This window comes from Aquimarina sp. KJ22-3, assembly GCF_055808215.1.
This window is the reverse complement of record NZ_CM147859.1, coordinates 3,027,659-3,046,258: the sequence shown is the minus strand read 5'-3', so window position 1 is coordinate 3,046,258 and position 18,600 is coordinate 3,027,659. Positions and strand designations below refer to the sequence as shown.

Annotated in this window: 15 protein-coding genes and 1 pseudogene; 10 read left to right on the top strand and 6 right to left on the bottom strand. The window is 34.9% G+C overall.

From position 1 onward, the window contains the following. Nucleotides 1–61: 61 nt before the first annotated feature. Both AC0L3Q_RS14170 and AC0L3Q_RS14165 read left to right on the top strand, forming a co-directional pair. Nucleotides 62–220: a hypothetical protein gene (locus tag AC0L3Q_RS14170; RefSeq protein ID WP_473280257.1), complete on the top strand. Its 159-nt coding sequence runs from the start codon at nucleotides 62–64 to the stop codon at nucleotides 218–220. Between the two features lie 42 nt (nucleotides 221–262). After that, a complete protein-coding gene (locus AC0L3Q_RS14165; protein WP_473280255.1) occupies nucleotides 263–430 on the top strand; it encodes a hypothetical protein in 168 nt (55 codons plus the stop codon). Between the two features lie 630 nt (nucleotides 431–1,060). On the opposite strand, the gene AC0L3Q_RS14160 is transcribed toward AC0L3Q_RS14165, so the two are convergent. Next, complete coding sequence (locus tag AC0L3Q_RS14160) at nucleotides 1,061–2,692, bottom strand: helix-turn-helix domain-containing protein (RefSeq protein ID WP_473280253.1); 1,632 nt, start codon at nucleotides 2,690–2,692, stop codon at nucleotides 1,061–1,063. Between the two features lie 193 nt (nucleotides 2,693–2,885). On the opposite strand from AC0L3Q_RS14160, the gene AC0L3Q_RS14155 reads away from it, so the two are divergent. Continuing rightward, entirely contained in the window at nucleotides 2,886–3,920 is a 1,035-nt protein-coding gene (locus AC0L3Q_RS14155; RefSeq protein ID WP_473280251.1) for a threonine aldolase family protein, read from the top strand. 47 nt (nucleotides 3,921–3,967) lie between these two features. Here the strand turns inward: AC0L3Q_RS14155 and AC0L3Q_RS14150 are convergent, their stop codons facing one another. After that, nucleotides 3,968–4,288, bottom strand: a complete 321-nt coding sequence (locus tag AC0L3Q_RS14150; protein WP_473280249.1) for a YegP family protein — start codon at nucleotides 4,286–4,288, stop codon at nucleotides 3,968–3,970. Nucleotides 4,289–4,533: 245 nt separating this feature from the next. Here AC0L3Q_RS14150 and AC0L3Q_RS14145 point away from each other — a divergent pair, with 245 nt between their 5' ends. Next, entirely contained in the window at nucleotides 4,534–5,637 is a 1,104-nt protein-coding gene (locus AC0L3Q_RS14145; protein WP_473280247.1) for an OmpA family protein, read from the top strand. Nucleotides 5,638–5,691: 54 nt separating this feature from the next. Here AC0L3Q_RS14145 and AC0L3Q_RS14140 read toward each other — a convergent pair whose 3' ends face one another. Beyond that, nucleotides 5,692–6,120, bottom strand: a complete 429-nt coding sequence (locus tag AC0L3Q_RS14140) for a thioredoxin family protein (protein ID WP_473280245.1) — start codon at nucleotides 6,118–6,120, stop codon at nucleotides 5,692–5,694. Nucleotides 6,121–6,192: 72 nt separating this feature from the next. Beyond that, nucleotides 6,193–6,502, bottom strand: a pseudogene (locus tag AC0L3Q_RS14135) (YbaB/EbfC family nucleoid-associated protein). Between the two features lie 210 nt (nucleotides 6,503–6,712). On the opposite strand from AC0L3Q_RS14135, the gene AC0L3Q_RS14130 reads away from it, so the two are divergent. The 3 genes from AC0L3Q_RS14130 (at nucleotide 6,713) to AC0L3Q_RS14120 (ending at nucleotide 11,429) form a co-directional block, all read left to right on the top strand. After that, the gene (locus AC0L3Q_RS14130; RefSeq protein ID WP_473280243.1) at nucleotides 6,713–8,773 is read left to right on the top strand and encodes a S9 family peptidase; all 2,061 of its coding nucleotides are present in this window, start codon (nucleotides 6,713–6,715) and stop codon (nucleotides 8,771–8,773) included. Nucleotides 8,774–8,855: 82 nt separating this feature from the next. Further along, on the top strand, nucleotides 8,856–9,896 hold the full coding sequence (locus tag AC0L3Q_RS14125; RefSeq protein ID WP_473280241.1) for a PLP-dependent cysteine synthase family protein: 1,041 nt from the start codon (nucleotides 8,856–8,858) through the stop codon (nucleotides 9,894–9,896). Between the two features lie 273 nt (nucleotides 9,897–10,169). After that, a complete protein-coding gene (locus AC0L3Q_RS14120; protein WP_473280239.1) occupies nucleotides 10,170–11,429 on the top strand; it encodes an aminotransferase class I/II-fold pyridoxal phosphate-dependent enzyme in 1,260 nt (419 codons plus the stop codon). A 73-nt stretch (nucleotides 11,430–11,502) separates the two neighbouring features. On the opposite strand, the gene AC0L3Q_RS14115 is transcribed toward AC0L3Q_RS14120, so the two are convergent. Both AC0L3Q_RS14115 and AC0L3Q_RS14110 read right to left on the bottom strand, forming a co-directional pair. After that, a complete protein-coding gene (locus AC0L3Q_RS14115; RefSeq protein WP_473280237.1) occupies nucleotides 11,503–12,621 on the bottom strand; it encodes a GNAT family N-acetyltransferase in 1,119 nt (372 codons plus the stop codon). Between the two features lie 150 nt (nucleotides 12,622–12,771). Continuing rightward, the gene (locus tag AC0L3Q_RS14110) at nucleotides 12,772–14,421 is read right to left on the bottom strand and encodes a transporter (protein WP_473280235.1); all 1,650 of its coding nucleotides are present in this window, start codon (nucleotides 14,419–14,421) and stop codon (nucleotides 12,772–12,774) included. 63 nt (nucleotides 14,422–14,484) lie between these two features. Here AC0L3Q_RS14110 and AC0L3Q_RS14105 point away from each other — a divergent pair, with 63 nt between their 5' ends. The 3 genes from AC0L3Q_RS14105 to AC0L3Q_RS14095 are packed head-to-tail and all read left to right on the top strand — an operon-like array spanning nucleotide 14,485 to nucleotide 18,557. Continuing rightward, entirely contained in the window at nucleotides 14,485–14,790 is a 306-nt protein-coding gene (locus AC0L3Q_RS14105) for a DUF4834 family protein (RefSeq protein ID WP_473280233.1), read from the top strand. Between the two features lie 33 nt (nucleotides 14,791–14,823). Next, nucleotides 14,824–17,265 (top strand): YfhO family protein, encoded by a 2,442-nt coding sequence (locus AC0L3Q_RS14100; protein WP_473280231.1) that lies wholly within the window; start codon nucleotides 14,824–14,826, stop codon nucleotides 17,263–17,265. Nucleotides 17,266–17,270: 5 nt separating this feature from the next. Beyond that, nucleotides 17,271–18,557, top strand: coding sequence for a glycosyltransferase family 4 protein (locus tag AC0L3Q_RS14095; RefSeq protein WP_473286946.1), 1,287 nt, complete (start codon nucleotides 17,271–17,273; stop codon nucleotides 18,555–18,557). Nucleotides 18,558–18,600 lie beyond the last annotated feature (43 nt).

The following is an 18,600-nucleotide window of genomic DNA, read 5'->3' as shown; positions in this document are numbered from 1 at the left end:
AAGGAAGAGAGACTTCCGACTCTACCACGGTAGAATACTATTACTTTAAATTATAAATATTATGAAAGAATTAAATCTTGAAACTATCAGCGAAATCCATGGAGGAAATGATGGAACCGCATGTGGTGGGTCTGTTGCGTTGCTGATGATTTTTCCAAATTTATTAACGCTTGGATTAACTGCTGCTCTTTGTCTTACGGGTAGCTCACAACAAAAGTAGATACCAGAAAACTCTTTATTAAAATCAAATTAATTTAAATCTATGATTATCAAAGAACTAAAATTAGAACAAATGGAAACTGTTGAAGGTAACGGTTTTTGGGATGGATTTTGTACAGTAGGAACTTTTATTGCAATAGCAAACGGTGGAGCTAATCCTGTGGCTAATGGAATTGCAGCAACTTGTTACCTAGTGTCTGTAATTAAGTAAACAAAAAAAACAGCCTTACTTTATCAAAAAGTAAGGCTGTTTTGGTTTGTATTTATAATGAATAATATTTTGTATTATCAATCTTCTTCATTTAGGTGGCAAGAAATACAACTATCGGTTTGACAGAAGTAAAAAGAAAGTGTTCCGCCATGGCCAATTCCTCCATTGATTTGGTTAAGGCTATTTAGTGTTGAAATAGAAAGTTTCTTTAGCGGAATTTTATTAAAATTTGATGGTTTTTTTTCATGACTGAATATTTTAATTAGAACTATTAAATGAGTAGAATGAATTTCCTAGAATTGTTGCATACTGCATTTATTTAATTTGATCTGGGGGACATGTTACCCAAAAACTTTGATCATGGCATTCTAATACCCCAGAATGAGTACCTTCTTGACCACCACCATTAATGTTTTTTAAGTGATTTATTTTTGAGATTTGAATTTTGTATAAATCAAATTTTTTTGAGTTGAGTGATTTTTTTTCATGATGTGTTTACTTGTTATAATAATGTTCGAATCCCAAAGTAAACAAAAACTATGAGTTAAGTTGATGATTTAATGCGGTTTCTAAACGAAATTCCAGAATTTCGTGCTACAAAATGAAGTATGATTAATGGTATATATCGGGTTATTCTTGTTTGTTTAAGCTTTTGACATAGTAAGAAGGTTTTATTTTTACCTGTTTATAAAAAGCATTCGAAAAGGTTTCTGCACTATTGTATCCCATCTCGTTTGCAATCGCCTTTATCGTAAACTTTCTTAACGTAGCATTGGTTTTAAGTTCTTCAACTGCGTATGAGATTCTTAGTTCATTAAGGTAGTTGGTGAAACTCTTATTTTTGTAGTGATTAATTACCCTGGACAAATATTTTACATTAGTATCTATGTCGTTTGCCAAAATTTGCGAACTAATCCCTAAGGTTAAATATTTTTTCTCTTTTTCAAAATCTTCTAATTTGCTTAAAATGTAAGTAACATGTTTTTGAGGAACTTTAAGTTCTTTTTCAGAAGATTCAATGTTTGTTGTTTGCGGTTCTATATTTGTAATAGTAGAATGATCATTTGCAATTAAACTTTCAAATCGTTTTCTATAGATTTGTTTTTTTCTGAATTGATACCATAATAGAGCAACCAAACTTAATAATATAACAATCAAAAGTGTTATACTCGATACGTAGGTGTTTGTGTTTTTATTCAGTTTATCTCGCAATTCATTCTGCTCTTCTAGCAGTAGCGCAATGTCATAATCTTCTTTAACCTTTTTGCTGATATGAATCTGATCATTCAAATAGTTACTAAGTACGCTATTTAATTTATTCAAATACTTATTTTGATTTTCTAAATCATTAGTGTTTTTGTAATAATTTTTGAGGTATTCGTAAGTCTTTACATGTTTGTATTGAGGGATAGAATTTAGAGTTTCGAGAACAGAATCTGTTTTTTTGAAGTATGGTAGTGCTTTTTCTTCCATATTCAAATCATAATAACTCTTTCCTAAATAATAATAACTATCCAAAATATTAGAAATATCATTATTAGAGATAATGGTAGGTAACACCTTTTGTATACTATCTATAGCTCCTTGATATTGACCTTTTGAATAATTATTTATTCCCTCACATAACGTAAAATAAACCTTATGCCTTCTTAAGTAAATATTTTCTTGCTTTACAGATTCAGCATATCCTAACTCGTTGTAAAATGATGAGGAATCATATTTTTCTAAAGCGATATAGGTTTCAGCAATGGCATGTAGGGTATTCAAATATCTTGATATATAGACATCTTCACTTTTTGTTTCATAGAACCGCTCACTTTTCTTATAAATTTCTAGGGCTTCTTCTTTTTCATTCAAATGCTCACTTTTTATAATCCCTATCATATAGTCAATACGATAGATAAGAGGAATATTGTTGTTCTTATTAGCATATTTTCTAGCTTCATTCAGACTGTTAACTGTGTTTTCAACATCTCTTTTTTGATATAAGAAATATTGAGCTTTATGAAGAAAGGCCTGAGCAGGGAATTCTTCATTTTGTACAGAGGTAGTATTATTAATAATGCTGTCAATATAAAGTTGTCTTGTATCTATATCTCTAGAATTATAAAAAAGAAGATGATATCCCTTAGCCATTTTGAGCGTGTCATTTTCTGATTTTGCCCTTTCCAAATAATAAGTAGCTAGATTATTCGCTTTAATTGAATCCCTTCTATGGCTAGAGAAAAGAGCTCTTATCTCGTCGTAGGTTTTATTTGCCAAAGTATCTTTAGAACTTTGCGTATGACCAGTAAAAAAAACAAAAAACTAGCAATAAAAATAAGGTGGTTTAAAATTTTTTGCATGATTTTATGGACGAAGGAATTATTTAAGATTTACTAAGATATGTTTTACAAAAATAGCATTATTTTTATTGGCCTAATTTGAGACCTAATATACCTTACAAGATAGAAGTATGAAAATAGACCTAAGAAGTGATACAGTGACCAAACCAACTCTTGGTATGCTGGACGCAATGATGAATGCAGAAGTAGGAGATGATGTATATAAAGAAGATCCGACAGTTAATCAACTTGAAGAAAAAATAGCGAAGATGTTTGGTAAGGAAAAAGCGTTGTTTTTTCCTTCGGGAAGCATGGCCAATCAAGCGGCGATTAAACTGCATACACAACCTGGAGAACAACTGATTGCCGACAAATACGCTCATGTTTATAATTATGAAGGAGGTGGAGTATCATTCAATAGTGGAGTATCTTGTAAACTTATTGATGGACATAGAGGAATGATTACCGCAGATCAAGTACAGGCATCGATTAACCCTCCAGACTTTTATCATAGTCCATTAACGAGTTTGGTTTGTATTGAAAACACAACCAATAAAGGAGGAGGAGCCTGTTACAATTTCGAAGAAATTAAAAAGATTAAAGAAGTATGTGTAGAGAATAATCTTGGATACCATTTGGATGGGGCACGATTATGGAATGCGTTGATTGCAAAAAAAGAATCTCCACTTCAATATGGCGAGGTCTTTGAAACTATTTCAGTATGTCTAAGTAAAGGTTTGGGTGCTCCTGTGGGATCCGTTTTGGTTGGAGATGCCAAGTATATGGATAATGCGATACGGGTGAGAAAGATTCTTGGAGGGGGAATGCGACAGTTGGGATATCTGGCAGCAGCAGGGATCTATGCACTAGATAATCATCTGGATCGTCTAGCAGAAGATCATAGGAAAGCTAAAGAAATAGGAGAGTTGCTTCAAGGGCTTCCTTTTGTAAAACAAGTAGAGCCTATTGATACCAACATTATCATTTTTACTATTGATGGTGATGAAAACGAATTTGTTTCTGAAATGGAAACCAAAGGCGTGTACTTCTACGGTATGGGACAAGGAAAACTAAGATTTGTGACACATCTGGATTATACACAAGAGCAACATGAGTATTTTTTGGAATTACTTTCAAATCATCATATAAAAAAAGCTGTTCATTAATGAACAGCTTTATCTAATGAATTGTTATTTAAAAAACACTTAAAAAATTATGCTTCCTTTGTGTCGGCTCCGGGAGCATTTTCTTTTACAGAATTAATTCCATTTTCCATTCCAGATTCCGAAGAATACATTTGGCTACTTCCGATCACCTGACCATTTCCTGCTTTAAGATTGAAAAAGAATCTTCCATCCTTTGCAGTTTTACGCTCATAACGACCGTCATCAGATGCATTTTTCTTTACTGAAGCGATTCCGTTTTCGGCGGCAGCCTTACTATTATAAACTTCACTACTTAAGATAACTTGCCCATTCTTAGCTTTTAAGGTAAAATGATATGAAGCCCCTTCCTTATTTTTGAGTTCAAACATACTGTCAGTTTTTTTAGTTAATTTTTAAGCTTTCGTTAAAATTATATAATAAAATGGAGAAAGAAAAATATAAAATTAAGGAAGCAGGGATTTTTAATTAACATTTTATCGATAAAAAATACAACTTGTCGAAATCCTTGATTTTAATAAAAGATCAGAAAAGGATAAAGCTAGACTCTGGATTTAAGTTTGTTAAAGTTTTTAACTAAAAAATTAAAATGAAACAAATTTAAATTCCATCAACTATGAGAAAAATTATTTTAGGGGTATGCTTTATTTTTTCAGTGAGTTTAGTACAAGCTCAACAAGATTTACCTCAAAACCCAGAACCGGGTAAATGTTATGTACGCTGTACTACTCCAGATGTGTACGAAAATCAAACAGTAAAAGTTCAGATAACACCCGAGTACAAAAAACTAAAAACTTTTCCTGCTACTTACGAAACGGTAACAGAAAAAGTAGTGATCAAAGAGGCATCCAAGAAACTGACTGTGGTTCCTGCAAAGTACGAAACAAGAACAGTAACTTTTGTAAAGAAACAAGGAGCCAATACGCTAAAAATTATTCCTGCAAAATTAGGAAATGATTCGGAAACCGTTGAAATCAAACCTGCCTATGCCCAATGGGAGTTAGGAGCTCCAGCACCTGATTGTGCGTCTAGCAATCCAGATGATTGTCGTTACTGGTGTTATAAAGGATATCCTGCAGAATACACTACAATTCCTACTAAAACATTAGCTTCTGACGCAAGTACTACGAGCTCTGCTATTGCAGAACAGAGCGGTACTTATACCAAAAGAGTTTTGGTAGAGCCTGCAAGAGTTGTAGAAGTAGAGATTCCTGCGGAGTATGGAACTATCAAGAAGACAGTATTGGTTAAAGATGCTTATACAGAAGAAGTCATTGTTCCTGCTACTTATGAAGAAGTAACCAAAGAAGTTTTAACTCAAAAAGGAGGTTTGACTACCTGGAGAGAAGTAGAATGTTCTTTGGTAGAGTACTCTGCGTTACCAATTAATTGGAATCTAGGAAGTGCTACGTTAACCACTCAGGCAAAAAATATCATTGATACGCGTTTAATGCCTGTTCTAGCTAATAATCCTGGTGCAAAAATGGAAATCGCATCACATACAGATGCTAGAGGCTCAAAATCCAGTAACCGCGAACTTTCAGAAAGAAGAGCACAGTCTGTAGTTACATATTTAATTGCAAAAGGAGTAAACGCAAGTCGTTTGGTTGCTAACGGATATGGAGAAACAAGATTAAAAAACAGATGTGCAGATGGGGTTAGCTGTACAGAAAGAGAACATGCTGCGAATAGAAGAACCGAATTTAGATTGATTCAGTAAATCTAAGGGGGCAGTATGCTAATAAAAAAGCCTGGCTAACAAACCAGGCTTTTTCTATTTATACTTTTCTAATAATTCGAAATGATATATCGGATCACGTAAAGAACTATATCCGGAAAGTTCTTCAAGTACTTTTCCTCTTGTGTTTAAAACAGTAACCAAAGGAAAAGTTTTTCCTTTATTATATGCTTCCAAAAGCTTGTAGTTTTCTTCTTTTTGTTCTGCTGTTAATAGATTTCGATTTCTCGGAATGTCAACATATAAAAACACAAAAGCCTTTTTATACTTTGTAAACTTATAGTTTCCAAAGAAATCTTCTTGTAACATCATACAAGGTCTACACCAATCACTTCCTCCAAAGTACAAAATAATCTTTTTGTTTTCCGTTTTTGAAATTTCTTTCGCTTCTTCAAGATTGTAAACCCAAAACGAATCTGCTTTATCGGTCTGTGCATACGATAATAATATGCCCAAAAAAAGCACACCAATAAGCTTTTTGATCTCATATTAATTTTATTTTTTCTTACTAAGCAACAACAATTATTCCATAAAGATTTACAGCCCTGGAATATCTGGCATACCTTCTCTGGCAGCAGCACCCAGTTCGCTCTCATTTACCTCTGTCGCCTTTTGTATAGCTTTATTTAAGGTAAGAATAAGATAATCCTCTAGTTGTTCTTTGTCCTTTAATAATTCGTCTGCAATGGTAATGCTTTTGAACTCTCTATTAGCAGTAAGTGTAACTTTTAGTAAATTATCAGAACTGCTTTCGTCAACCATTACAGTGTCTAAGCGTTTTTTGGTTTCTTCAATTTTTTTGAGCTTCTTTTAACTTGCCCATCATTCCCATCATATCTCCAAACATATCGTAACGTTTTAAAAATTATAAAAACAAAATTAGTACTTTGGCAATTAATAAACCAAGAGATAATGACCAAATGATTAATTCTACATCTAGTTGTCAAATTTGGGATGATCTCCATTATAAATATAATAAATAGATGAAAAGTCTGAGTGTTATCTGCTTACTTTCGATTATTTTTGCAACTTCATGTAAAAAAATACAAATAACGTATTGGAAACAAAGACGCAATATCCAACAGCGGAAAAAATAGAAACTCATCTCGAAAAGCACGGAGATGTAAGAATCGATAATTATTTTTGGTTAAATGAAAGAGAAAACCCAGAAGTTATTGATTATTTGGAGCGGGAAAATGATTATAATGATAAAATGACGGCACATACCAAGGATTTTCAAAAGGATCTTTTTGTCGAAATGAAAGGACGTATTAAAGAAGATGATGCCTCTGTTCCCTATAAGCTCAATGGATATTGGTATATCACTAGATATGAAAAAGGAAAGGATTACCCAATATATTCAAGAAAGAAGGATTCGTTAGAAGCACCAGAAGAGATTCTGTTTGATTGCAATAAAGAAGCCGAGGGGCATCCCTATTTCAAAATGAGTGGTCTTAACGTGAGTCCTGATAATAAATTGATAGCGTTTGGTGTAGATACTATAAGTCGAAGAAAGTACAGTATTAGAATCAAAAACCTGGAAACAGGAGAAGTGTACCCAGAAGTTATAGAAACAACCACCGGTGGTAGTACCTGGGCTGCAGATAGTAAAACCTTGTTTTACACCAAGAAGGATGACGAAACCTTGAGGTCTGACAAAATCTACAGACATATTTTGGGAACTCCAGTGTCTGAAGATGTGGAAGTATATCACGAAGAAGACGATACTTTTTACACTTTCGTGTACAAGACAAAATCAAAAAAGTATTTGGTCATAGGTTCCAGTAGTACGTTAACCTCAGAGTATCGAATTCTAAAGGCAGATAATCCTTTGGGTGAATTTAAAGTATTTCAGCCTAGGATAAGAGGGTTAGAATATGGAATAGCTCATTACGATGATCACTTCTATGTATTAACCAATGCAGACAATGCGAAGAACTTCAAATTAATGAAGGTCAAAGAAGGGAATACCGAAAAAGACCATTGGGAAGAGGTAATACCACATAGAGAAGATGTGTTACTGGAAGATATTGAGATTTTCAAAGATTACTATGTAATCAGTGAACGTAATAATGGCTTGAATAAAATTAATATCAAACGCTGGGATGGGAACTTAGATTATTACCTCCCTTTTGATAACGAAACCTATACTGCGTATGTAAGTACAAATCCAGATTTTGATACTCAAATACTTCGCTATTCTTATAATTCTTTGACTACTCCTAATTCTGTTATCGATTTTGATATGGAGACCAAGAAGAAAGATATTAAGAAAGAACAAGAAGTACTGGGGGGTAAATTTGATAAAAATAATTACGTTTCAGAAAGAGTATGGGCTACAGCATCAGATGGAACTAAGGTGCCTATCTCTATGGTGTATAGAAAAGGTATTCAAAAAGATGGTAGCAATCCTTTATTGCTATATGCTTATGGTTCTTACGGTTCTACCGTGGATCCTTATTTTTCTACCGTTCGATTAAGTCTGCTGGATAGAGGATTTATTTTTGCCATTGCTCATGTACGAGGAGGAGAATATTTGGGGCGCAATTGGTATGAAGATGGAAAGTTATTTGAGAAAAAGAACACCTTTACGGATTTTATAGATTGTTCTAAATTTTTAATAAAGGATGGTTACACTTCAAAAGACCATCTTTACGCCATGGGAGGATCAGCTGGTGGATTGTTAATGGGAGCGGTAGTAAATATGGCGCCGCATCTATATAATGGAGTAGTAGCAGCTGTACCTTTTGTTGATGTAGTAACGACGATGCTTGACGAGAGTATTCCACTTACCACAGGAGAATATGATGAATGGGGTAACCCTAATGAGAAAAAATACTATCTCTACATGAAATCCTATTCGCCATATGATAATGTGATAGCACAGGAGTATCCAAACATGCTAGTCACAACTGGACTACATGACTCCCAGGTGCAATATTGGGAACCTGCAAAATGGGTGGCAAAACTTAGAGAATTAAAAACCGATAATAATTTATTGTTACTGCATACGAATATGGAAGCTGGTCATGGTGGTGCTTCGGGTAGATTTGAAGCGCTAAAAGAAGTAGCTGAAGAATATGCATTTTTATTAGATTTAGAAGGTATAAAAGATTAATTGAAAAATTTAATGTACCTTCGTACCGTTTTTATAACAGTACATGGAACCCCATTTCCATTACCCTGTTAAATACAACTATATGAGAGAAAAGATACAGGCTTACAATAATGTTTTAGAACTTATAGGTAAAACCCCTCTTGTAAAACTGAATAAAATCATGCAAGGATATCCGGGTAATTTCTATGCCAAAATAGAATCATTTAATCCGGGACACTCTACTAAAGATAGAATTGCATTATATATCATAGAAGAAGCGGAAAGAAAAGGTATACTTAAACCTGGAGATACTATCATCGAGACCACCAGTGGAAACACTGGGTTTAGTCTGGCCATGGTAAGTATTGTGAAAGGGTACGATTGTATTCTGGCAGTAAGCTCTAAATCTTCTAAAGATAAAATTGCAATGCTTAAAAACATGGGGGCCAAGGTATATGTATGTCCTGCCCATGTAAGTGCTGATGATCCAAGATCTTATTATCAGGTAGCCAAGAGATTACACGAAGAAATTAAAGGTTCGGTATATATCAATCAATATTTCAATGAGTCAAATATTGATGCACATTATAACTCCACAGGTCCAGAGATTTGGGAACAAACCAGCGGACAGTTAACACATTTTGTAGCATGCTGTGGTACAGGAGGAACTATTTCTGGTACAGCAAGATATTTAAAAGAACAAAACAAAGACGTTCGTGTTTTGGGAATTGATGCCTATGGTTCGGTATTGAAGAAGTATCATGAAACTAAGGAATTTGATCAGAATGAGATTTACCCATATCGAATCGAAGGATTAGGGAAAAACTTAATTCCTACAGCTACAGATTTTGAAGCTATAGATAAGTTCGAAAAGGTAAATGATGAAGATAGCGCCCATACTGCAAGAGAATTGGCTAGAAAAGAAGGGATGTTTCTTGGGTATACCAGTGGAGCAGCTATTCAAGGGTTGAAACAATTGGCAGAGCAGGGTGAGTTTGATGAAAACAGCAATGTTATCGTTATCCTTCCTGATCACGGTTCAAGATATATGAGTAAGGTGTTTAGTGATGATTGGATGACAGAACAAGGCTTTTTTGATAGCAAGAATGAAGCGGATGCGATCCAAGTGCAATTCGTTAAATAGTACAATAAAAAATAATACAAATGGCATCTAATCCTAGAGTTGGATGCCTTTTTTATGCAATTTACTCTAGTTACATATGAAGTTAACTAATGCGTTATTTTTTATATTGTAGGAAAAATTAGGTTAAAATTCGCTGAAAAACAGTTATTTTAGACCACTAGATTGAGAGAAATTGAGAAAATAGCATATTGTGTAAGGGAATTGGAATATTATTATGTCATAAAATCAATTTTCCGTATTTTCGCAGACTTAAAAGAAACAAATTTTTGATAGATGAGAGATTTATTTGATAAGATTTATAAAGACAAAGGGCCATTAGGAAAATGGGCGGATCAGGCAGAGGGATATTTTGTTTTTCCAAAGTTAGAAGGTCCTATATCAAATAGAATGAAGTTTCAGGGAAGAGAAGTAATTACTTGGAGTATTAATGATTATTTGGGGCTTGCCAATAGAGAAGAAATACGCAAAGTAGATGCAGAGGCTGCTGCCATGTACGGTTCTGCTTATCCTATGGGAGCTAGAATGATGAGTGGTCATACCGATCTTCACGAACAGCTGCAAGATGAGTTGGCAGAATTTGTGGGCAAAGAGGGGGCTTATTTATTAAATTTCGGATATCAGGGTATGGTGTCTACAGTAGATGCCCTTGTCAATAAAGATGATATTATCGTTTATGATGTTGATGCGCATGCATGTATCATCGATGGAGTTCGTTTACATCAGGGAAAAAGATATACCTACCGTCATAATGATATAGAAAGTATTGAGAAAAACTTGATGCGTGCCACCAAAATGGCCGAAAAAACTGGAGGAGGTATCTTGTTGATTTCTGAAGGTGTTTTTGGAATGCGTGGAGAGCAAGGTAAATTGAGAGAGATTGTAGCGCTAAAGGAAAAGTATAATTTCAGACTTTTTGTTGATGATGCGCACGGATTTGGAACATTAGGAGCTACCGGAGCTGGAACAGGTGAGGAGCAAGGTGTTCAAGATCAAATCGACGTGTACTTTGCAACTTTTGCAAAATCAATGGCAAGTACCGGAGCTTTTATCGCTGCGGATCAGGAAATTATTGATTACCTAAAATACAATTTAAGATCTCAAATGTTTGCCAAATCACTACAGATGCAATTGGTGATTGGTGCATTAAAGCGTTTGGATATGCTTAGAACCATGCCTGAGCTTAAAGCTAAATTATGGGAGAATGTAAACGCACTTCAAAATGGATTGAAAGCTCGAGGTTTTGATCTGGGAACTACCCAAAGTTGTGTAACTCCAGTATACTTAAAAGGTAGTATTCCTGAAGCGATGGCTTTGGTTAAGGATCTAAGAGAAACCTATGGAATTTTCTGTTCGATAGTAGTATATCCGGTGATACCTAAAGGATTAATTTTATTGAGATTGATTCCTACCGCTTCACATACTATGGAAGATATTGAAGAAACGTTAAATGCATTTTCTGCAATTAGAGAGCAACTAGAAAATGGAACTTATAAAAGAGTATCTGCTGAGGTAGCTGCGGCTATGGGAGAGTAGTAGATCCTAAAATATATATAAATAAAAAATCCACTTATAAAAAGTGGATTTTTTTATGAGGATAATCTTGTATTTATAATGCTTTTCTAAATGTTCTTCTCATTTTGTGTTGTTCGTGCTCATAACCATTCCATAAGGCTTGAACCGCTTTGTTTTCTTCTAGCTCAGGGTTAGTTTCTACGGTTTCTATTCCGTTGCGGATAAAGGTTTCATTCATCTCTTTAAAAATCAAAGCGGTAACCCCTTTGTTTTGATATTCTGGATCAACTCCAATTAAATAAAAAGCAGCGGTGTCATTTCTACGTTGAGCTCTTAGAATATGTAAAAATCGTAAAGGATATATTTTACCGTTCATCTTTTTCAAGGCCTTAGAAAAAGAAGGCATCACAATAGCAAAAGCAATAAGTTTTCCGGTTTTATCTGCTATACAGGTGATGTAGTCAGGATTCAAATAGGGGAGGTACTTTTTCTTATACATATCTATTTGATACTGCTGTATGGGGACAAAAGTTTGTAGACTACTGTATGTTTTATTCAATAGATCAAACATATCATCTGCGTAGGCTAATATTTCTTTGCTTTTATTGAATTTTAGAAGTTTGAGTTGGTAGCGTTTTTTGATAACTTCGGCAAATTTCACTACCTTTTCTTTAGTCTCTTTTGGTACTTTAATTTTGTACTCTACCCAGGTAGCTGCTTGTTCAAAACCAAGCTCAGTCATATGGTCGGCATAATATGGATAATTGTACCAGGTAATCATCGTATTTAATTCTTCATATCCTTTTATCAGAATTCCGGCTTTGTCCATATTGGAGAAGCCAACAGGCCCTTCCATATATTCAAGAGAGTGCTGTGCTCCAAACTCTTTTACCTTATCTATCAAGGCTTTGGTCACTTCGATATCATCGATAACATCAAACCACCCAAAACGCACCTTAGGTTTTTTTTGTTCGTTAACCTCGATCCAGTTAATGATCGCTGCAATTCTACCTACTATTTTATCTCCTTTAAAGGCAAGAAAATACTTGGCGTCTGCATTCTTAAAAACAGGGTTTTTCTTGGGGTTCATTACATCCAATTCCTCCTTGATGATGGAGGGAACGTAGTAGGGGGAATCTTTATATAATCCAAAAGGAAACTTAACAAAGGTTGTTAAATCTCCTTTTGAGGTAGCTTCTTTAATGGTAATCATAGATCATATGTCATCTCAAATTCTTCGCAAATATATAACCCTTTTATCAAATATCATGAATACATGATAAAGTTGGTATGGAGTATTTTTCAGTTTCTAGCTTTAGGCTAGACAAGCATAGAATATTCTCTTAGTACAGAAGAGTCTATGTTACTCTTCGGGATCATCGTTATTTTCGTCTTTTTTGTTCTTTTCTTCTTCTTTTTTACGCTTCTTTTCTTCTTTCTGTCTGCGTTTTTCCTCTTTTTTTCTTCGTTTTTCTTCTTCTTTTCGAGCTTTTTCCTGTTCCCGCTGATACTTTTCGTATTCAGCATCTACATCAATATCATCTTCTACCTCCTCTTTTTTAGGCTTCTTAGGTTTAGCTTCTTCTTTTTGTTCTTTCTTATCTTCTTCTTCGAGCTCTTTTTCCATTTTCTCCAGTTCCTGGAGTTGTTTTTCTATGTCATCAAGCTCATCATCGACGCCCTGTTCTTGTTCCATTTTATCCAATTCTGCATCAATGTCGTCGATCATTTTTTGCTTCTCTTTTTCGGCTTTGATTGCCGCTTTCTCAGCTTCTCGAGCAGCTTTAGCTTCGCGTTTTAAACGACGAGCTTCTTCTTTTCTGAGCTTTTTACCTTCTTTTTTGGCAATTTTTTCGTTTTCAATACGCTCACGTTCTAGTCGCTCTTCCGTTCTGCGTTCGTCTAAGTCTTTTTCAATAGCTTCTCTAAAGCTGTCATCTTCAAAATCATTGATAAATGGAGTTCTATCAAGTTTCAAACTATCGTTTTCTACACCTTCGATTTCTTCAAGATCTCCATCTTGTCCTTCTTCGTCTTCAGATTCTTCATCCTCTTCATCCTCGTTTTCTTTAACTCCTTTTTCTAGTCCAGGTTGTTCAATGATTTCATCCTTATTATGCCAGTCAAATCGGTAAGATGCCCCAAAACTGCAGGTAAAAACAGAAGGAGTGTCTTTAAAATTAAAGGCAATATTGGCGTCAAACTGTAAATCCTGATCAAATAAATAAGCACCTCCTAAGCGCAAGAGGTTATCGCTATAAAAATCACTTTTCTGACCTTGATATTCTATAAAACCAGCCCATTTATTGTTGACTGTATGTGTTGCAGTAAAAATCCATCCAATAGTTGGACTTTCTGTAGTAATTTTATCGATAATCAAATTGGTAACAAATGCCCAATCACCCCCGTAGGTTGTGGTCCAATTATTTTGAGTAGCTACTACAAACTTAGGACTGATAGAAGCATCTCCCGGAAAAGTAAAAGGATTGTCTTTGGCTATAAAGTTTGCACCTGCATAGGCAGAAACTGCCGGGATTAACGTTTTCCATTTAAAACGATATCGTTCTTTCCAACTTTTTAAACTATCATAATTGGCAGGAACTGTATCTTTTTTACCTAGTTTTGGTTTATATGGGTCATAAATTAGATACTTGGCCCCAATGGTATTGATTTCAAAATTGCTTTGATTTATTTTTTGACGATTCGCACCCACGGTTTGAGTAATTCCATCAGATCGGTAGGTACCATTTAATCTTATCTCTAATTGTTCTATAAGTAAACCATACCTTGCGGAGTAATCAAATCTGAAAATATTTGATTTTGTATCCAGAATTTCATGCTTTTCCTTTCCAAAACCAAAACCACCTTCAAACTGTAGTACATTATTACCAACAGAAAAAGCACCTTGAGAAGTACCAGGACGGTTGGAGTTAATCTTGTCTGTATATTGGGCAGAAGCCGTTAGCCCATACAGCAAGAGGGTAAAGAATAACAGAATAGATCTAGGGCTCATATTCATTAGATTTGCTTCAAATATAGCAGATTTTATCATTTTTTTAGGATTGAAGGACTGTATTTGTATAGAGAGTTCCCTATTTTTGAAAAAAATGATATGCAGCAAGCGTCATTAGTAGGGGTATTAAAGGTTATCCTCATTATTTTACTTATATATTATGGCCTAAAGGTATTAACGCGAATATTTGGTCCTCTATTGCTTAGATATGTAACAAAGAAAGCTGGAGAAAAATTTCAGCAACAATTTAATCAATATCAACACGCACAACAATCTGCAGAAGGAGAGGTTACTATAGATAAAAAGCCCAAAACAAAATCTTCAAACAAAGATGTTGGAGAATACATCGATTATGAGGAAATTGATTAATTTGGCGCTTCATTTAGTAAACAAACACAAATCATGTCTTTAGTAAAAAGATTCTTACCTCATATTTTTGTAATCCTTGGTTTTGTAGTTATTTCCTTATTGTATTTCAGCCCTGCAATGAGTGGTAAGGTTTTGTATCAAAATGATATTAAACTTTATGAGAGTATGGCCAAACAACAAAATGACCATAGAGTCAAAACGGGCAAAGAAACCTATTGGACGAACTCTGCCTATGGAGGAATGCCGACCTATCAGATGGGGGCAAAGTTTCCTCATGATTACATGGATAAGTTGGATCGATTAATTCGTTTTTTACCAAGACCTGCTGATTACCTTTTTCTATATCTATTGAGTTTCTATGTATTAATGCTGGTGATGAGAATCCCATGGAAACTTGCAATTGTTGGAGCTTTGGCCTTTGGCTTTTCGACATATCTAATTATTATCATAGGAGTAGGACATAATTCTAAAGCACATGCCATTGCCTATTTTCCATTAGTGTTGGCCGGAATATTATTGGTATTTCAAAAACGATATTTATGGGGAGCTATACTCACTGCTTTGGCAATGGGATTAGAAATACAAGCGAATCATTATCAAATGACTTATTACCTCGGCTTGTTAGTAGGAGTCTTAGGAGTGGCGTATTTGATTGACGCTTTTAAAAAGAAGGAATTACCACATTTTTTTAAGTCGATTGGTGTTTTGGTACTGGCAGTGGCACTTGGTCTCGCAACCAATGCAACCACCTTATTGTCAACTTCAGAATATGCAAAGACGAGTATACGCGGAAAGAACTTATTGGCAGATCCAACCGTAGCCAATGGATCTCAAAATGATGGACTTGATTTTGAATATATTACTGAATATAGTTACGGAAAACTAGAATCCCTGAATTTATTTGTACCAAAGCTTATGGGATTAGGTACTGCAGCGGATCTGGGATCTGATTCTGCATTTTATCAAAAGTTGATATCCCTGGGGCAGCCCAGAGATCAAGCAAATTATTATGCTAGCGGCACTCGTTTATATTGGGGAGATCAACCTTTTGTAGAAGCTCCTCCGTATCTTGGAGTAACTGTTGTTTTTCTGGCGCTGTTGGGTATTTTGATGGTTAAAGGAAGATTGAGATGGTGGCTATTAGGAGGTATGATTTTATCGTTGGCACTAAGTTGGGGTAAGAATTTGGAGTTTGTTACTCGTTTTTTTGTAGAGTATGTTCCTCTGTATAACAAATTTAGAGCAGTATCCAGTATACAAGTGATCTTAGAATTATTGATTCCTATTGCAGCCGTGTTTGGGTTACATAGATGGTTTAATGATAAAGTTACCATAGAAGAAAAACAAAAAAAGTTCTTAATCTCCCTTGGTTTTTTAGGAGGTTTGTGTTTGATTTTCTGGTTGTTTGGAGGGAGTTTGTTTAATTTCAAATCGGCTTCAGAAACACGTTTTGCTATAGAGCAACCCGATATCTTTGATGCTATTGTCGAGGATCGAATCAGTTTATTGAAAAGTGATAGTTTACGCTCACTAATCTTTATACTACTAACTGCGGGAGTACTTTGGTTGTTGTTGAAAAAGAAATTTTCAGAAAATATAGCTTTAGTAGGAATTGCTGTGTTGATCCTTGTTGATTTGGTATCTGTAGATCGACGAAGCCTAAACGAAGATAATTTTATTTCAAAGAGGGAGTACAAATCCTTTTTTCAGGCTACAGATGTGGATCAACAGATTCTGAAAGATGATTCCTATTATCGTGTGTTAGATCAGGCAAGAGGATTTAACAATTCACATACCAATTACTTTTTTAATACCATCAACGGATATTCTGCGGTAAGACCCAGAAAAATGGATGACATCTACTACGGACAATTGGCAAAAGGTAATTTGGAGATCCTAAACATGCTGAATGTAAAGTATATCATACAAAATGGTGAAAAAGGTTTGGATGCTCAGCAAAACCCTTCAATCAATGGACCTGCCTGGTTTGTCGAAGAGTTAAAGTTTGTTGATGGATATAAGGCAGAGTTCGAATCATTGGGATCGATTGATACCAAAAAAGTGGCTGTGATCAGAAATGATTTTAAGTCAGATTTCGAAGGATTTACTCCGGTAAAAGATAGTGTTTCTACGGTTTCTATTTCCAAAACCGAGCCCGATCATCTGGCGTATAATATGTATGCAGCAAACCCTGGTTTTATGGTATTCTCTGAGGCGTATTATGAAAAAGGATGGAACGCCTATATCGATGATGAATTGCAACCTATTTACCCAGTGGATTATATGCTAAGAGGACTTAAAGTTCCTGCAGGTAAACATAAAATCGAATTCAAATTCGAACCGCAGGTTGTACAAACCGGGAGTACAATTACATTAACAAGTACGATTATTTTTATACTGTTGATTCTTGGAGGTTTGTTTTATCAATATAAGAAAAGCGGTAGTTTATTATCTTTAAACACAGAAGATAAGTAATCCTGATTTTGAAAGTTCTGATCATAACATATTATTGGCCACCAGCCGGAGGACCCGGAGTACAACGCTGGCTGAAGTTTGTCAAATATTTCAGAGATTTTGGAATCGAACCTATAGTGTATACACCAAGTAATCCTACTTATCCTTTACTAGATGAAACATTGATTTCAGAAATACCAGAGGATATTACTGTGTTACGACGCCCGATTTTTGAACCCTATCGTTTTGCACAGTTATTTTCAAAAAAAGACACAAAAACGATTAGTCGCGGGATCATTTCGGGAGCAAAAAAACAAACTTTCATTCAACGATTATTGCTGTATATACGTGGAAACTTTTTTATCCCTGATGCCCGGAAATATTGGGTACGTCCTTCTGTAAGTTATCTTAGTGGTTATCTGAAAGAATATGAAATCGACACGATTATTACCACAGGACCACCGCATAGTGTGCATTTGATAGGAAAAACACTCAAAGAACGGTTGAATGTACATTGGATAGCAGATTTTAGGGATCCATGGACAACCATTGGGTATCATGATAAATTGAAACTTTCAAAGAAATCCATTCAGAAGCATAAAGTGCTTGAAAAAGAAGTACTAACTACAGCGGATCAAATTACGGTAACTAGTTTTACGACTAGAGATGAATTTTCTGGCATTACGCAAAAACCAATTGCTGTAGTAACCAATGGTTATGATGAAGAAAAAGTGGAGGAGGGATCATTGGATACTAAATTTACCATCTCCCATATAGGATCACTATTGTCGGGTAGAAATCCATTACTTTTATGGAAAGCATTGAAGGAGTTAATTGAGGAAGATCAAGAATTTGCCAAGCAATTTGAGTTGCGTTTGATAGGAGCAGTAAGTGATGATGTTCTTTCTGCTATTAAAGATGCTGGGTTATCACTTTACTTACATGTAATGGGATATGTTTCACATAGTGAGGCGGTTCGTTTACAACGGCAATCGCAAGTTTTATTGCTTATTGAAATTGATAGTGAGGATACAAGGTGTATCATACCTGGCAAATTGTTTGAGTATATGATTTCTAAGCGACCTATAGTGGCTATCGGCCCAAAGGGAGCAGATATTGCAAAGATCATCAATGACACACAAGCAGGGCATTTTTTTGAGTATGACGAGTATGCCGATATCAAGTCTACAATTTCTTCCTATTTTAAAGCATATCAGAATGGAACTTTAGTGGCTCAGCCCGAAGATCTCGAAAAATATAGTAGAAAAGCGTTAACCCAGGAGATGGCAAAGCTGATCAAAAGAAAAAAATAAGCAATAACTAGTCAATAGCTGATTGCTAAACCCTAAATTTAAG

What these genes read in the sequence shown, in the direction of transcription:
- AC0L3Q_RS14125 (WP_473280241.1), top strand. Translation starts at nt 8,856, where the DNA reads ATGAGAGAAAAGATACAGGCTTACAATAATGTTTTAGAACTTATAGGT.
- AC0L3Q_RS14115 (WP_473280237.1), bottom strand. Translation starts at nt 12,621, where the DNA reads ATGATTACCATTAAAGAAGCTACCTCAAAAGGAGATTTAACAACCTTT.
- AC0L3Q_RS14170 (WP_473280257.1), top strand. Translation starts at nt 62, where the DNA reads ATGAAAGAATTAAATCTTGAAACTATCAGCGAAATCCATGGAGGAAAT.
- AC0L3Q_RS14155 (WP_473280251.1), top strand. Translation starts at nt 2,886, where the DNA reads ATGAAAATAGACCTAAGAAGTGATACAGTGACCAAACCAACTCTTGGT.
- AC0L3Q_RS14120 (WP_473280239.1), top strand. Translation starts at nt 10,170, where the DNA reads ATGAGAGATTTATTTGATAAGATTTATAAAGACAAAGGGCCATTAGGA.
- AC0L3Q_RS14110 (WP_473280235.1), bottom strand. Translation starts at nt 14,421, where the DNA reads ATGAGCCCTAGATCTATTCTGTTATTCTTTACCCTCTTGCTGTATGGG.
- AC0L3Q_RS14145 (WP_473280247.1), top strand. Translation starts at nt 4,534, where the DNA reads ATGAGAAAAATTATTTTAGGGGTATGCTTTATTTTTTCAGTGAGTTTA.
- AC0L3Q_RS14100 (WP_473280231.1), top strand. Translation starts at nt 14,824, where the DNA reads ATGTCTTTAGTAAAAAGATTCTTACCTCATATTTTTGTAATCCTTGGT.
- AC0L3Q_RS14165 (WP_473280255.1), top strand. Translation starts at nt 263, where the DNA reads ATGATTATCAAAGAACTAAAATTAGAACAAATGGAAACTGTTGAAGGT.
- AC0L3Q_RS14150 (WP_473280249.1), bottom strand. Translation starts at nt 4,288, where the DNA reads ATGTTTGAACTCAAAAATAAGGAAGGGGCTTCATATCATTTTACCTTA.